11 protein-coding genes and 2 pseudogenes are annotated in these 14,381 nt (G+C 69.5%); 5 read left to right on the plus strand and 8 right to left on the minus strand.

The genetic code is table 11. The features are described 5' to 3' along the window. The 7 genes and pseudogenes from ACZ4Z3_RS11960 to ACZ4Z3_RS11990 all read right to left on the minus strand — a co-directional run. A pseudogene (locus tag ACZ4Z3_RS11960) lies at positions 1–154 on the minus strand (Zn-dependent alcohol dehydrogenase); the annotation flags it as partial. 38 nt (positions 155–192) lie between these two features. Then, a complete protein-coding gene (locus ACZ4Z3_RS11965; protein WP_468500851.1) occupies positions 193–1,077 on the minus strand; it encodes an amidohydrolase family protein in 885 nt (294 codons plus the stop codon). A 37-nt stretch (positions 1,078–1,114) separates the two neighbouring features. Further along, entirely contained in the window at positions 1,115–1,462 is a 348-nt protein-coding gene (locus ACZ4Z3_RS11970; RefSeq protein ID WP_468500852.1) for an L-rhamnose mutarotase, read from the minus strand. Next, positions 1,459–3,474 carry a DUF8034 domain-containing protein gene (locus tag ACZ4Z3_RS11975; protein WP_468500853.1) on the minus strand — a complete coding sequence of 672 codons (2,016 nt, stop codon included), beginning with the start codon at positions 3,472–3,474 and terminating at the stop codon, positions 1,459–1,461. The genes ACZ4Z3_RS11970 and ACZ4Z3_RS11975 overlap by 4 nt, the downstream gene beginning before the upstream one ends. Positions 3,475–3,579: 105 nt before the next feature. Next, the gene (locus ACZ4Z3_RS11980; RefSeq protein WP_468500854.1) at positions 3,580–4,458 is read right to left on the minus strand and encodes a carbohydrate ABC transporter permease; all 879 of its coding nucleotides are present in this window, start codon (positions 4,456–4,458) and stop codon (positions 3,580–3,582) included. Next, positions 4,448–5,362: a carbohydrate ABC transporter permease gene (locus ACZ4Z3_RS11985; RefSeq protein WP_468500855.1), complete on the minus strand. Its 915-nt coding sequence runs from the start codon at positions 5,360–5,362 to the stop codon at positions 4,448–4,450. Before ACZ4Z3_RS11985 ends, ACZ4Z3_RS11980 begins: the two co-directional genes overlap by 11 nt. Continuing rightward, positions 5,359–6,720 carry an ABC transporter substrate-binding protein gene (locus tag ACZ4Z3_RS11990; protein ID WP_468500856.1) on the minus strand — a complete coding sequence of 454 codons (1,362 nt, stop codon included), beginning with the start codon at positions 6,718–6,720 and terminating at the stop codon, positions 5,359–5,361. Before ACZ4Z3_RS11990 ends, ACZ4Z3_RS11985 begins: the two co-directional genes overlap by 4 nt. Before the next feature lie 391 nt (positions 6,721–7,111). Between ACZ4Z3_RS11990 and ACZ4Z3_RS11995 the strand changes: the two genes are divergently transcribed. From ACZ4Z3_RS11995 to ACZ4Z3_RS12005, 3 genes are all read left to right on the plus strand, one after another. Continuing rightward, the gene (locus ACZ4Z3_RS11995) at positions 7,112–7,909 is read left to right on the plus strand and encodes a FadR/GntR family transcriptional regulator (RefSeq protein ID WP_468500857.1); all 798 of its coding nucleotides are present in this window, start codon (positions 7,112–7,114) and stop codon (positions 7,907–7,909) included. A gap of 408 nt (positions 7,910–8,317) precedes the next feature. Beyond that, on the plus strand, positions 8,318–10,369 hold the full coding sequence (locus ACZ4Z3_RS12000; protein WP_468500858.1) for a family 43 glycosylhydrolase: 2,052 nt from the start codon (positions 8,318–8,320) through the stop codon (positions 10,367–10,369). A 167-nt stretch (positions 10,370–10,536) separates the two neighbouring features. Beyond that, on the plus strand, positions 10,537–11,178 hold the full coding sequence (locus tag ACZ4Z3_RS12005) for a superoxide dismutase (RefSeq protein WP_107461204.1): 642 nt from the start codon (positions 10,537–10,539) through the stop codon (positions 11,176–11,178). Between the two features lie 135 nt (positions 11,179–11,313). On the opposite strand, the pseudogene ACZ4Z3_RS12010 reads toward ACZ4Z3_RS12005, so the two are convergent. Continuing rightward, positions 11,314–11,514 (minus strand): annotated as a pseudogene (locus tag ACZ4Z3_RS12010) (allantoin permease); the annotation flags it as partial. A 288-nt stretch (positions 11,515–11,802) separates the two neighbouring features. Between ACZ4Z3_RS12010 and ACZ4Z3_RS12015 the strand changes: the two are divergent. After that, entirely contained in the window at positions 11,803–13,278 is a 1,476-nt protein-coding gene (locus ACZ4Z3_RS12015) for an FG-GAP and VCBS repeat-containing protein (protein WP_468500859.1), read from the plus strand. Positions 13,279–13,383: 105 nt separating this feature from the next. Then, complete coding sequence (locus ACZ4Z3_RS12020) at positions 13,384–14,316, plus strand: aminoglycoside phosphotransferase family protein (protein ID WP_468500860.1); 933 nt, start codon at positions 13,384–13,386, stop codon at positions 14,314–14,316. Positions 14,317–14,381: the final 65 nt, after the last annotated feature.

Here is a 14,381-nt window from a genome sequence, read left to right on the forward strand (position 1 = left end):
GGGCGTCCATGTCGCCGTGGAAGATGTGCAGGTCGGTGCCGCAGATACCGACGTAGGCGGGGGCGAGTACCACCTCGCCCGGGCCCGGCTCCACGCTCAATGCGGGAGCCGTGTCCAGGGTGCGGGCAGCCGTGTAGCGGACGGCGAGGGTCATCGTGTTCTCCAAATTCCTCTCGGCACGAGCGCCGTACGTCAGCCGCGGACGGGGAGGCGGTAGAAGGCGGTCGCGGTGCCGGCGAGGAGCGCGTCGATCTCGCTCTCCCCGCAGTCGGTGAGCAGTTCGTCCACGGTGGCGGCCCAGCGGTTCCAGCCGCCCGCGAGGTTGGCGACCGGCCAGTCGGAGCCGAACATCAGCCGGTCCGGGCCGAAGGACGTGAGCAACTCGTCCCAGACCGGGCGGATGTCGGAGGTGGTCCAGCTGTCGTGGTCGGCCTCGGTGATCAGTCCCGACAGCTTGCAGACCACGTGCTCGTGCGCGGCCAGCCGTCGTACCTGTTCTCGCCACGTCGCGAGTCCGCGCCCTGCGATGTCCGGCTTGCCCGCGTGGTTCAGCACCTGAGGCAGGTCGGGGAAGCGTTCGGCCAGCCGGATCGCCTGGTCGAGCTGGTGGCTGCGGACCAGGACGTCGTAGGAGAGCCCCCGGTCCCTCGCCGCCGCCAACCCTCGTTCGACATCGGGGCGTTGCAGCCAGGCCGGTTCCGTCTCGCCCTGGACGAGGTGGCGCAGGGAACGCAGACAGGTGCCGCCCGGTCCGGCGAGCAGTCGGTCGAGCGTGTCGCCGATCGCCGGCGATGTGAGGTCGGCCCAGCCGACCACCGCCTCGATCAGTGGCTCCCGCTCCGCGAGGGCGAGCAGGTCCTCCGTCTCGGGCACCTCCGGCACGCACTGCACGGCCACCGTGCCGTGGAGGTGACGGCCCGCGACGGGGCGGGTCGCGGTGGAGCGCAGGTCGTCGGGGGTGAAGGTGCGGCGGATCGACGTCAGGTCGGGGTCGTCGAGCCAGGGCTGCGGGCGCTGGTCGAGGTCCCACAGATGGTGGTGCGCGTCGATGAGAACGGGGGTGGGGGCGGAGGTCATGGCGGTTCCAAGTCGGGTCGGTCCGGCGCGGTCCGTGTCAGACGGTGGCGTCCTCGTCGGGCGGGCCGAGGTGCCAGATCTCGGTCAGTTCCGTCCACTGGCGGGAGTCGCCCCGGTCGGGCCAGGGCTCCTGGCAGGGGTCGGTGAGCTTCCACCACTCCCGCGTCTCGGGGTCGGCTTCGAGGACAGCCATGTCGCCCTCGAAGTCGTCGCCGTGGTACTCGAGGTAGCCGAACAGCACGTCACCGTGGAGGAAGATGCCGAAGTTGCGGATGTTCGCCCGGTGCAGGGCGGCCTCCACCCCGGGCCAGACGGCGGAGTGCAGTTCGAGGTACCTCTCCCGGTGCTCGGGCCTGAGCCTGATGGTCTGGGCGATGCGCTTCACGCCGTGCTCTCCTCCGTGCCGGGGGCGGGCTCGCCCGCGTCGGTGTCGAACGGGGTGCGGTAGCTGGGGGTGTTGGCGCGCAGGTCCAGTCGCAGGACGAGCTTGATCCGGGTGGACGCGGGGAGCCGGACGGTCAGGAAGGGGCTGTCGCAGGACAGCTCTTCCTCGGTGACGACCGGCTCGGTGTGGCCGTAGTCGTACATGTCGCCGATCCAGCCGTCGTCCCGGCAGGTGGTGTACCGGACGGACGTGATGGTGTGCTCGGCGAAGGCGCCGGCCTGGACGATCACCGTGCGCTCGGTCTCGGGGGAGAGGTTCACCAGTTCGACGGTGGTCGCCTCCGGGTCGATGGAGGTGACCAGCGCGGCGACCTCCGGCGGCAGACCGGCGCGGCGGGCCTCGGCGTCGTGGTAGCGCAGCCGGGCCTGCTGCAGGCCGCCGTTGTAGAGCACCTGGGGGCCGCCCCAGGTCAGCTGGACGAGGGCTTCGGTGGCCACGGGGTTCGACTGCTGCCAGACGTGGATGTCGGCCTCGGGCACGTCCAGGTCGCGGTAGCGGTCGACGCGGCGCAGGCGGTGGCGGATCTGGGCCTGGGCGGTGGCGAGGATGCGCTCGGGGTAGTCGGGGTCGTCGCCGGCGAGGAAGGCGAACCACGCCTTCTCGTGGCCGGACTCCTCCTTGGCGCGGAACGGCCGCAGGGTGCGCCAGTCGATCGCCTCGGCCTCGCGCAGGTTCTCCAGTCGCTCGCGGTCGGCGTCGGAGGCCGTGTGGTGCCACAGGGCCACCGGTACGGGCGGGGTGGTCGGGTTGTAGTCGAACCAGCCGGTGTCGTTGTGCCGGAACGGCACGTGGAGCGTGGGGATGTCGGCATCCGGGCCGAGTTCGACCGCCCACTTGGCGGGCAGGCTGGAGTCCGCCTCGGTGTGCGGCATCACCTTGCCGCGGGCGATGAGCGAGTCGAGCGTGGTGCGGACCATGGACAGGAAGTCGTCGTCCCCGGTGACCGTCGCCGCCGCGAGCGCCGCCACACAGGCCGCGGTTCCGACGCTGTGCCAGCCGTGGGGCCAGGACCAGCCGTAGTGGCCGCCGTACCAGCGGCCTTCGAGGAGGCCGCCGACGACTCCGTCCGGGCTGACGTTGTCGGGGATGACACCGCCGTTCGCCTCGGTGCGCTCCCGCCACGCGCCGACGTACTCGACGATCCAGTCGCGGTAGCGCTCGTCGCCGGTCAGGATCCAGGCGTTGAGGACCAGACCGGTGGCGCCGAGGTTGAGCGCGGTGTCTCCGACGCCCATCCGGTCGCGCATCTGCGCGCCGAGACGCGGGTCGGAGGAGAGCGGGAACGGCCCGCCCTGCGCCTCGGGGATCCACTCGAGCGGGTACCCGTAGGTGTCGGCCTCCTTCTGGAGCCAGGGGTAGACGTCGCCGTCGAAGAGGCCCGTGCGGTCGGGGTCGCTGCCGTTGTGCGGGCGGGTGATGATGCGGTGCTCGGGGTCGTAGTTGCCCTTGGCCGGGTCGACGTACAACTCGGCGAAGCGCAGGGCGCGTTCCGACCAGCGCTTGGGGTCGGCCATGCACAGGAAGAAGAGCAGCAGCAGGCTCTCGCCCTGGTGGAACCAGTCGTAGCCGCGCTCGAACTCGTCACGCAGCATGCCGAGTTCGGTGAGCTGCTTGGTCACGCCCTCCCAGTGCTTCTCGCTGGCGGGCAGCAGGTCGTCGGCGCCGCCGAGGAGGTAGAGCTGGGGCCAGTTGAAGAACACCTCGTAGAAGTCGTCCACACCGTCGCGGGTGGTCAGCTCCCCGGTGTAGTTCAGTCGTCCGTCCGGGCCGGTGAAGTCGCGGGCGAAGCGCCGCCAGGCGTGGTCGAGCAGGTCGAACAGCGCACGCTGCGACACGGCCCAGCCGGGCGGTTCGAGTACCGGCACCCCCGCCTCGATCTCGGGTTGCGGGACGGGCTGCCCGGAGACCGGGGTGTCCGCGTTCGAGGTGGGGCCGGAAGAGGTGAAGGGCATGGGACGGAGCTCCGTTCGCGGGGTGGCGGGGTGCGTGCGCCGGGGACGACGGTCGGGCGGACGACGCCGGATCGGGTATCAGGCTCGGGGCCGGCAGGCCGGGGCCTACTCCTTGGTGGCGCCGGCGAGCATCCCGCTGACCAGGAAACGCTGGGCGAAGAGGAAGACGACCAGTACGGGCGTGATGGCCACGAGCGTCGCCAGCGCCAGCTGCGGCCGCTCGATCGCGAGGGCGCCGACGGCGGGATTGAAGGACGGCACATTGCTGAGCAGGGTCCCGACCCCCACCTGGATGGGCATCTGGCCGCTCTCGGGCAGCATCACATAGGGCAGGAAGTAGTTGGTCCAGTTGGCGACGAAGCTGAAGAACCCGACGAGTGCGACGACCGGTGTCGCCAGCGGCAGCGCGATGTGCCGGAAGACGCCGAACTCCGAGCAGCCGTCCATCCGTGCCGCCGCCAGCAGGTCCTTCGGTACCGCGGTGGTGAAGTAGATGTACGTCAGATACACGCCGAACGGGTAGAACGAGTACGGCAGGATGATCGACCACATCGTGCCGATCAGACCGACCGCGTTGATCTCCAGGAACAGCGGCACCACCAGCGTGGCGGTCGGCATGAGCATCACGACCAGGGTCGAGACGAGCAGGGTGTGCCGTCCGCGGAACTCGGTCATGGCCAGCGCGTAGCCCGCCGGGACGGCCACACCGAGGGTGATGACCAGCGAGATCAGCGCGTACAGCGTCGAGTTGCCGAGCCACTGCAGGACGGCGTTGTCCTGGAACGCGGTGAGGGCGTCCCAGTTCGCCTTGAAGGTGTGCCAGGAGCCGAAGGAGAGCGGGCTGCCGTGGACGAGCTGCTGATCGGTCTTGGTCGCCGCGAGGACGAGCCACAGTACCGGCAGCACGAAGAACACCAGGAAGACGAGCAGGACGGAGCCGGTCAGCAGACGGGGCACGAGGCGGCGCGGGGAACTAGTCGGCATCGAAGAACCCCGATCGTGCGACGAAGACGGCGGCGGCCGACACACTGACGACCAGGAGCTCCACGGAGACCGCGGCGGCGCCGTTGACGTTGTTCATCTGGAAGGCGAAGTCGTACGTCAGCTGGTTCAGCGAGTAGTCGCGTCCGGCCACGCCCACACTGGCGAGGGACAGCAGCTGCGGCTCCACGAAGAGCTGCGCACCGCCCGCGAAGGCCAGGATCACCATGTACACGATCCACTTGCGGAGCATGGGGATCTGGATGTGCCAGGCGGTCTGCCAGGCGCCCGCGCCGTCGATGCGCGCGGCTTCCATGACGTCGGTGGGGATGTTGTTGAGCGCGCCGTAGATGACGACGATCCAGCCGCCCGCGCCGGTCCAGAACGCGATGACCGTGAACAGCAGGGGCAGGTTGCCGGGCGCGATCACCTCGCCGAAGGTGCCGTACCCCAGCATGCCCAGGAGCGAACTGACCGGGCTCACCGTCGGGTCGAGCATGAACAGCCACACCAGCACACTCGCGGCGCCGGCGAGCGCTCCGGGGATGTAGAAGAGGAAGCGCAGGGACTTGCTGAGGGCGCCGGAGGCGAGGCGGTGCAGCAGCAGCGCCAGGCTCACCACGAACACCACGAGGGAGACCAGCCAGAACAGCAGGTACAGCGCGACATGGCCGACGGCGTCCATGAAGCGGAAGTCCTGTGCGGTGGTGACGAAGTTGCTGAAGCCGGTGAACGTGCCCCCGGCGTCGGTGAACGCGAAGTAGACGGCGTACCCGGTCGGCAGGATGCCGAACGCGATCAGGAGCAGTACGTAGGTCGCGACGAAGGCGATGCCGGCCCGGCTCTGCCGGTCGGTGCCGCTGGGGCGCCGACCGGCAGAGCCGGACGGGGAGTGGCTGAGGGTCACTGCTCGACCTTGTATCCGTTGGACTTGGCGTGCTTGACGATGGAGTCCTGCCAGGCTGGCAGCATCGAGACGATGGACTTGCCCTGGGTCAGGCCCGGCTTGACGGTGGCCGCCCAGATCGCCTCCTGGCTGAACTGGCCCGAGCCCCACTCCGGCCACACCTGGGAGGCGGCGGCGGTGAGCGCGCTCAGGTCGCTGGCGAAGTAGCCGGAGGCGTCCTGCTGCTTCAGCCATGCCTCGGCCGCCGGCGCGTAGGCCGGGAAGCCGGGCGACTTCTCCGCCTGGTAGGCGTTGTCGGTGGTGACCCACTTCAGGAAGTCGGTGGCTGCCTTGAGGTGGGTGGAGTGCTGGGACAGCAGCCAGGTGCCGCCGCCGACGTTGCCGGTGGACGTCTCGGAGTCGCCCTGCCACTGCGGCATGGGCGCCGCCCCGATCTGCTGGGCGGGGACCTTGAGGGTGTCCTTGAAGACCGCGCCGCCGTACCAGGCCGGGCCCGGCATGAGCAGGACCTTGTCGGCCTTGTTCTTGCCGAAGTCGGTGCTGAAGACGCCGCTGATGGACATGGACTTGTTCTTGATGAGTACATCCAGGAGCTTGGCCATCTTGGTGCAGGCCTCGCTGGTGGTGTTCACCGACACGGACTTGGGGCCGGTGATGTGGTTGGCGCCGCACTTGCTCGCCCACAGATAGATCTCGGGGGTGAAGGAGTCACCCGCGTCACCGACGAGATAGCCCGGCTGCTCCTTGGCCACCTTCGTGCCGAGCTTCTGGTACTCCTCCCACGTCGTCGGCACCGTGTAGCCGAACTTCTTCATCAGCGGGGCGTTGTACCAGAGCACCGCCTGGGAGAGGTCGTTGCGCAGACAGTAGACGGTGCCGTCGACCGTGCAGACGTCGTTGGCGCCCTTGGCGAACTTCCCCAGGGTCGACTCGGGGATCAGGCCCTTGTTGAGCGGAGCGGCGAAGCCCGCGTCGACCGCCCAGGAGGTCTCGTTGTTCTGGGAGCTGAACACGACGTCCGGCCAGCCCTTGCCGGTGCGGTTGAACAACTGGACCTTCGTCTGGAGGTAGTTGGACCCGTTGGCGTTGCCGTCGTAGCTGACGATGTCCAGCTTCACCTCCGGGTGCAGCTGCTGGTACAGCTTCGCGGCGTCCATCCGGGTCGCGTCCACCCAGACGGTCAACGCCCCGTCCTTCTGCGGCGCCTGGGCGAAGCCGTCCTTGGTGGTCTTGCCGGCGGTGCCGCCGCCACAGGCCGTCACGGTCAGCAGCACCGTGACCGCGCATCCGGCCAGCGATGCCGCTCGCTTCCTGCCGAGGGCTCTCTTCGGGCGGGACGAGGACTGGTTGACCGTCATGAGTGACTCCACTGGGTGTGCGGGTGCCCCGAGCAGAGGGGGCAGGCGGCGCGAGCAGACGGGCGAGTGGCGCGAGCCGGGACGGGTGGGTGGCCCGGAAACGCGACGGAAACGGAAGAGGCGGTGTGCTGCAATCAGCGTGGAAAAAATTAGCCGCCTTATCGAGCGGCACGTCAAGGGTGCGTGCAGCGCTTCTTTGCTTGATTTCCGGAGGCGGGCGAGCAGTTGCGCCATCTATGACCGATAAAGGCTCTTTACGCGCACGGGTGTCCATGGTTCTCTCCAAGGATCTTGGCCAGAATGAGTACGACTTATCTCTCCTGTGCGCTACGATGATGCGGCTCCACCGCGATCAGTCGCGTGAGCAGACGTCACCCGGGAGGCAGCACAGATGGACGACACGCCAGCGATCGAAGCGGCCCTGCCGGCTCAAGTCCCTGCCGCCGCGCCCGCGCGGGTGGTCGGCCCGGACGAGCGGCGTGACTACCGCCCCGGGTACGAGATCGTGGCGGAGCGGATCCTCGCGTACATCGCCGAGGAGCGACTGGTGCCGGGTGACCGGCTGCCCACGGAGATCGACCTCGCCCGGACGCTGGACACCAGCAGGGCGGTGGTGCGGGAAGCCGTCAAGATCCTTTCGGCGCTGGGTCGGGTGCGGGCGCACAAGGGGCGGGGTCTGTTCGTCGCGGACGACGAGGGCATGCTCATCACCAGCCGGTGGGGAGGCTTCTTCCGCCCCGTCGACATCGACCACGTACTGATGCTGTTCGAGTTCCGCAGGGTTCAGGAGATGGCCGCCAGCAGCCTGGCGGCCACCCGCGCCACCCCGTCGGAACTGCGCAGCATCGAAGTCGCCATGGAGCAGTGCCGGCACGGGTTCGCCCAGGGCCAGGTCGATGTGTTCAACCAGGCTGACGAGGACTTCCATATGGCTGTGTCGGCGGCCTCGCACAACACGTTCCTCGTCAGCGCCGTGCGGGACGCCCGACGCCTGCAGCGCCAGTCCAGCGCCATCGGTATCCACGACTCGTTCGGGGAGAACACCGAGGCGGCCATCGAGGAGCACGGGGCGATCTACCGGGCCATCCGTGACGGCCGCCCCGAGGAAGCGGCGCAGGCCACCGCGGCACACCTCGACCGAACCCTGGAGGACTACCGGCGCGAGATCCAGCGCCGTCTGTTCGGCTGACGTCGTCTGTTCTGTTCGGCCGACGCCGCCCGTCGGTGCGCTGTGCGCGCCCTGTCCCGGCCGCCGCACGTCTCGGGAAAACGCGGACGATCCGTTGACTTCCGTGCGGCCGGGCCTCTAACTTCGGCGTCGATCGGTTCGACAAACCGATAATCGTTCGATATATCGACCAACCGTCGTTCCGTCCTCGGTCGTCGCGTGTCCCAAAGGACCCGTTGCCCAGGCGTCCAGGGGGCCTCCGCCATGCAGCCAACCCCCGCACACCGCGGGTGAGGGGCGTCAGCCCGCTGGGACGCGGCGCGCCCGACGCGAAGGCCGTGTTTCTTCCACGTTCTCCCTCCCGCGTTCTCCTCGCGGTGTCCACCCCACGCTCCCCGCACCTGATGACCTCCAGCCAAGGACTGCATCGTGGACCTCACCAGAAGACAACTCGGCCGGCTCGCCGCGGTCGGTACCGGCGCCCTCCTCCTCCCGGGCCTGCTCCCGTCGAGCACGGCGGCGGCAGACTCGTTTCCGTCCGCGAAGTGGGGTGACCAGGGCGACGGCACCTACGCCAACCCGATCGTCCCCGCCGACCTCAGCGACTGGGACTGCATCCGGGTCGGCGACGACTACTACGGCATCACCAGCACGTTCGGGTACTCGCCCGGCATGGCCGTCCTGCACTCGAAGGACCTGGTCAACTGGCGCCCGATCGGCGGCTCGGTCAACGACGTCACCCGCATCGGACCGGAGCTGAACTGGGACCGGATGAACCGCTACGGCCGCGGCGTGTGGGCCGGGGCCATCCGCTTCCACGCGGGGCGGTACTGGGTGTACTTCAACACGCCCGACGAGGGCTTCTTCATGACGTCGGCCCCGTCGCCGGAAGGGCCCTGGGAGCCGCTGCACTCGATGTGGCGGACCTCCGGCTGGAACGACGTGTGCCCCTTCTGGGACGACGACGGCCAGGGCTACCTGGTCACCACGCACTACTCGGACAGCTACAAGATCCACCTGTACAAGCTGTCCGAGGACGGCAAGTCGCTGATCGGCCCGGCCCCGGTGATCCACCAGTCGAACCGCAGCGAGGCCAGCAAGCTGTACAAGATCGACGGTGTCTACTACCACCTGTTCAGCGAGGTGAAGCCCGAAGGCCGGGTTCTCATGATGAACCGCGGCTCCAGCCTCTTCGGCCCCTTCGAGACCCGGCAGCTGCTGCATGTCAACACCTCGGTCGACCGCGAGCCCAACCAGGGCGGGCTGGTGCAGACCCCGGGTGGCGACTGGTACTTCGTGACCCACCACGGCCACGGCGACTGGGAGGGGCGCGTGCTGTCCCTGCTGCCGGTGACCTGGGTGGACGGCTGGCCGATCATCGGCACGGTCGGCTCGGACGGCATCGGCAAGATGGCGTGGACGGGCCAGTTGCCCGCCATCGGCACTCCCGGCCTTCCCGTCGACGCGCTGCCCGCCGTCGTGACCAGCGACACGTTCACCGACACCCGCCTCAAGCCGCAGTGGGAGTGGTACTACCAACCCCGCGCGGGCTACTGGTCGTTGACCGAGCGCCCCGGCTATCTGCGGCTGAAGGCGTTCGCACCGCTGGCCGGGGACAACCTGATGAAGGTGGGCAACACCCTCACCCAACGAGTGCTGCGCACCGCGGGCGGCGCCACGGTGACCGTCCGTCTCGAACTTGCCGGCCTCGCCGACGGTCAGCACGCAGGGCTGTGCCACTACGCCGCCACCTACGCCGGACTGGGTGTCCGACGCTCAGGGACCACCACCACGATCGAGCACAACGCGGGCGGCACCCTGACCAGCGGCGCGGCCATCACGCAGAACGCCGTGTGGCTGCGCACCACATGGGACGTGAACGGGGTCAGCCGCTTCTCCTACAGCCTCGACGGGAGCACGTTCACCCAGGTCGGTGGCACCTACCAGCTCACCTGGGGCGGCTACCGCGGCGACCGGATCGGCCTCTACACCTACAACGCGGGCGGCACCGGTCACATCGACGTGGACTCGGTGCAGTACACCATCGCCCCCGCGCGGACGTACACCTGTGTCAGCGTACGCAGCGGCAAGGTGGCCGAAGTCTCCGGTGGGTCCGGCGCGGACGGCGCCGCCGTGATCCAGTGGACCGACACCGGCGCGACGAACCAGCAGTGGGCCTTCCAGTCCACGGCCGACGGCTACCACACCATCACCTGCGTCCGCAGCGGCAAGGTGCTCGACGTGGCCGGATCCTCCACGGCGGACGGCGCGCGGGTCGTACAGGCGACCCCCGACGGCAGGACCAGCCAGCAGTGGCAGCTGCGCCCGCTGTCCGGCGGTGTGTTCCAGGTGGTCAACCGCAACAGCGGCAAGGTGCTCGACGTCAGCTCCGGGAGCTCGGCCGACGGCGCCGCGCTGATCCAGTACACCAACCGGGGCAGCACCAACCAGCAGTGGAGGTTCCGCCGGGTCACCGGCTAGACGCACACGGATCCCGCCCGCCGGCTGATGCGAGCCGGTGCGGCCACGGCCCGGCTCGACGGCTCCTTCGCCGTGGGGCCGGGCCGTCGTGCGTGGAGCACGGGCGCCTCTATTGCTGCTAGCGTGCAGTTGCACATCAGTGGCAATAGTGTCGGAGGATGTTGGACATGGCGGTGTACACGCTCCCGGAGCTTCCCTACGACTACGCGGCGCTCGAACCGGTCATCAACCCGCAGATCATCGAGCTGCACCACGACAAGCACCACGCGGCGTACGTCAAGGGCGCGAACGACACGCTGGAGCAGCTGGCGGAGGCGCGGGACAAGGAGCAGTGGGGTTCGATCAACGGCCTGGAGAAGAACCTGGCCTTCCACCTCTCCGGCCACATCCTGCACTCCATCTACTGGCACAACATGACCGGTGACGGCGGCGGCGAGCCCCTGGAGAAGGACGGCGTGGGCGAGCTGGCGGACGCCATCGCCGAGTCCTTCGGCTCGTTCGCGGCCTTCAAGGCGCAGCTGACCAAGGCGTCGGCGACGACGCAGGGTTCCGGCTGGGGCGTACTCGCGTACGAACCGCTCAGCGGTCGCCTCATCGTCGAGCAGGTCTACGACCACCAGGGCAACGTCGGCCAGGGTTCCACCCCCATCCTGGTCTTCGACGCCTGGGAGCACGCCTTCTACCTCCAGTACAAGAACCAGAAGGTCGACTTCATCGACGCCATGTGGGCCGTCGTCAACTGGCAGGACGTGGCGCGCCGTTACGCCGCCGCCAAGGAGCGCGGCGACAGTCTGCTGCTCGCCCCCTGAACGTGATGGCGCATGACGCCGCGACCGTGGCGGCGTCCGCACCGACGTCCTGCTCGTGATCGTCTTCTCAACCTTCACCGGCAGGCGGTAGGAGGAAGGGCTCCCGCGAGGACGTGACTCGCGGGAGCCCTTCTGTCACCCGGCCGCCGGCAGGACATGGTCGCCGACCTTGTCGGTGCTCAGGCACAGCGAGCACACGACGGCGTCACGGGCCTGACACGCGGCCAGATCGGGCCGCTGTCAGGGCTGATGACAGACGTGGCAGTCGTAGGTCACGCCGCTCGGGTTGCCGTCCCCGTCGAGCATCGGCTCGTCGATACCGTCGGCGGTAGGGCGCGGCCCGGATCTCGGGGATCAGCCGCGCTCGGCGTGGAGGACGGTTCGCGTGCGCACACGGCCTCGCGTCCATGACACATGACGTTGGGCAGCGGTCGTAATCCCTGAACGCGCCCCGGGTGAACCCGATGTTCCGGAAGGCTCTCGGGCCTGTCCCTTCCGCACCGGCGCGCCGTGCCCGCTTCACCCGGCCGTCATCGCACAACCATCCACCGTTTCCGGGTGTCTTGGAGGTGAGTCACACCCGTGCGAGGCGTCTCGATGTCGCTCGCGCCTTGAGGAGGAGCAGTGGGAATCCGCCGACCTGCCGTATCGACCGCCGTGGCCGCCGCCCTGATCGGGTCGTTCGGCGTGCCGCTCGTCGCGGGCACCGCGTCTGCGAAGGACGGCGTCGTGACCGTGCGCGAGGACTTCAACGGCGACGGCTACCAGGATGTCGCAGTCGCCGCCCCGGGCGCGAGCGTCGGCGGCCATGCCCGCGCCGGCTACATCGCGGTCAGCTACGGCTCCCCGCAGGGCCTCGACCCCAAGCGCACCAGGGTCATCACCCAGGACACCACCCACGTGCCCGGCGCCTCCGGCGACAACCACGTCTTCGGCTACGCGATGGTCTCCCGCGACCTGGACGGCGACGGCCTGACCGACCTGGCCGTGGTCGCCCGCGACTACCGGCCGGAGAGCAACGTCAACGGGTCGGTGACCGTCCTGTGGGGCCGGAAGACCGGCCTGTCCGGCGACGGTGCCGTCCGCGTCGGCGCACCGGCGAACGCCCAGGTCGGCGACGACCTCACCGCCGGCGACTTCGACGGCGACGGGTACACGGACCTGTTCATGGGCAACGGGGACGAGTACGACTTCCACGACGTCCTCTACGGCCCCTTCGGCCGCAACGGCGCCCCCACCCGCACACAGCAGGTGCAGGTGTACAGCACCGACAACTCCATCAACTCCACGGCCACGGGTGACTTCGACGGCGACGGCGTCGAGGACCTCGCGACGTTCTACGTCTACGAGAACCACGCCGAGGGCGGCAAGCTGTGGCTCGGCTCCAAGGCCGGCCTGTCCACGGTCCCGCAGCGGCTGAACTCCGCGGCCGGCACCGCCGTCGCCGACTTCGACCGCGACGGCTACGCCGACCTCGCCACCCGCGTCTTCATCAACGGCGACACCGAGGGCACCGAGGAGGACCCGGGCACCGTCAAGATCTACTACGGTTCCGCGTCCGGCCCCAGCCAGACCCGTACGCAGACGATCACCCAGAACACGGCGGGTGTGCCCGGTGTGAGCGAGAAGGGCGACCAGTTCGGCGGACGGTTGCACGCGGGCGACGCGAACGGCGACGGATACCCCGACCTGGCCGTCGGCGTCCCCGGCGAGGCGATCGGCTCCAAGGCCGGGGCCGGTGCCGTGGTGCTGCTCAAGGGCGCCAAGGGCGGGCTCACCGGCAAGGGCGCGCAGGCGTTCCACCAGGACACGACGGGAGTTCCGGGTGCCGCGGAGTCCGGCGACGTGTTCGGCGCGGCGCTGCGACTGCTCGACATGACGGGTGACGGCAAGGCGGACCTGGTCGCGGGCGCGCCGGGCGAGAATCTGGGCAGCGTCGTGAACGGCGGCGCGGTGTGGCTGCTGCCTGGCACGGCCTCCGGCGTGACCGCCTCCAAGTCGGTCGCGGAGAACCCGACGGACATCGGGGCCCCGGCGCCGAGGGCGTTGTTCGGCGCGAACCTGAGCGGCGACAACGGGGCGGGAGTCGTGATCCGGTAGCGGAGGCGCGCTGCCGAGGAGCATTGCCGAGGAGCGGACCTACGAGACGGGGACGGACCTACGAGATGGGGGGCACCGGACGCACGCTCAGTACTGTGACGTCGCATGACCGACACGGACACCGGCACTGACAGCCGCAGCGACACCGGCACCGGGATCGAGATCACCGCGGACCTGGTCCGCGACCTGCTGCAGGAACAGCATCCGGACCTCGCGGGCCTGGCCGTCCGTGAGGTGGCGGGCGGCTGGGGCAACCAGATGTGGCGCCTCGGGGACGAGTTGGCCGTTCGCATGCAGCGCATGGACCCCACTCCGGAGCTTCAGCTGAAGGAGCGGCGGTGGCTGCCGGTGCTGGCCCCGCGCCTGCCGCTCCCGGTGCCGCGCCCGGTCCGGTTCGGCGCACCGTCCGAGCGCTTCCCCAAGCACTGGACCGTGATGACGTGGGTTCCCGGCGAGCCGCTGGACCATGGCACGATCAGCCGTGGCGACCACGCGGCCGACCGGCTTGCGGCCTTCCTCCGGGCGCTCCATGTGGAGGCGCCCGCAGAGGCGCCGGTCTCCGCGGACTTCGGTGCCCACCCCAGGAACTGCACGGACGGCTTCGAGCACTTCTTCGAGGCCGTCGTCCCCGACGACATCGCCCCCGACGTCCGGGCTGTCTGGGACGACGCCGTCGCGGCCCACGCGTGGGAGGGCCCGCCGGTGTGGGTGCACGGCGACCTCCACCCCGCGAACGTCGTCGTCTCGGACGGAACGCTCACGGGCGTCGTCGACTTCGGCGCCCTGTCCGCCGGCGATCCGGCATGGGACCTCGCCGCCGCATGGGTCCTGCTCCCCGCGGGCACGGCCTCACGTTTCTTCGACACGTACGCGGAGGCGGACGAGGCGGCGATCCGCCGCGCCCGCGGGCTGGCCGCCATGAAAAGCCTGTTCCTGATGCTCATGGGCCAGAACGGAGACCGCGGCCTCCCCGGCGGCAAGCCCCACTGGGGACCCGCGGGCCGAGCGGCACTGGACCGTGTCCTGAAGGGCGTGTGACGTGGTGCGACCTCCTGCGTGGTCCTCCCACCCCTCCGGCAACCGAAGTTAATTGCCAGTAACAC

The sequence above is a fragment of the Streptomyces sp. NPDC030296 genome (genome assembly GCF_055572815.1).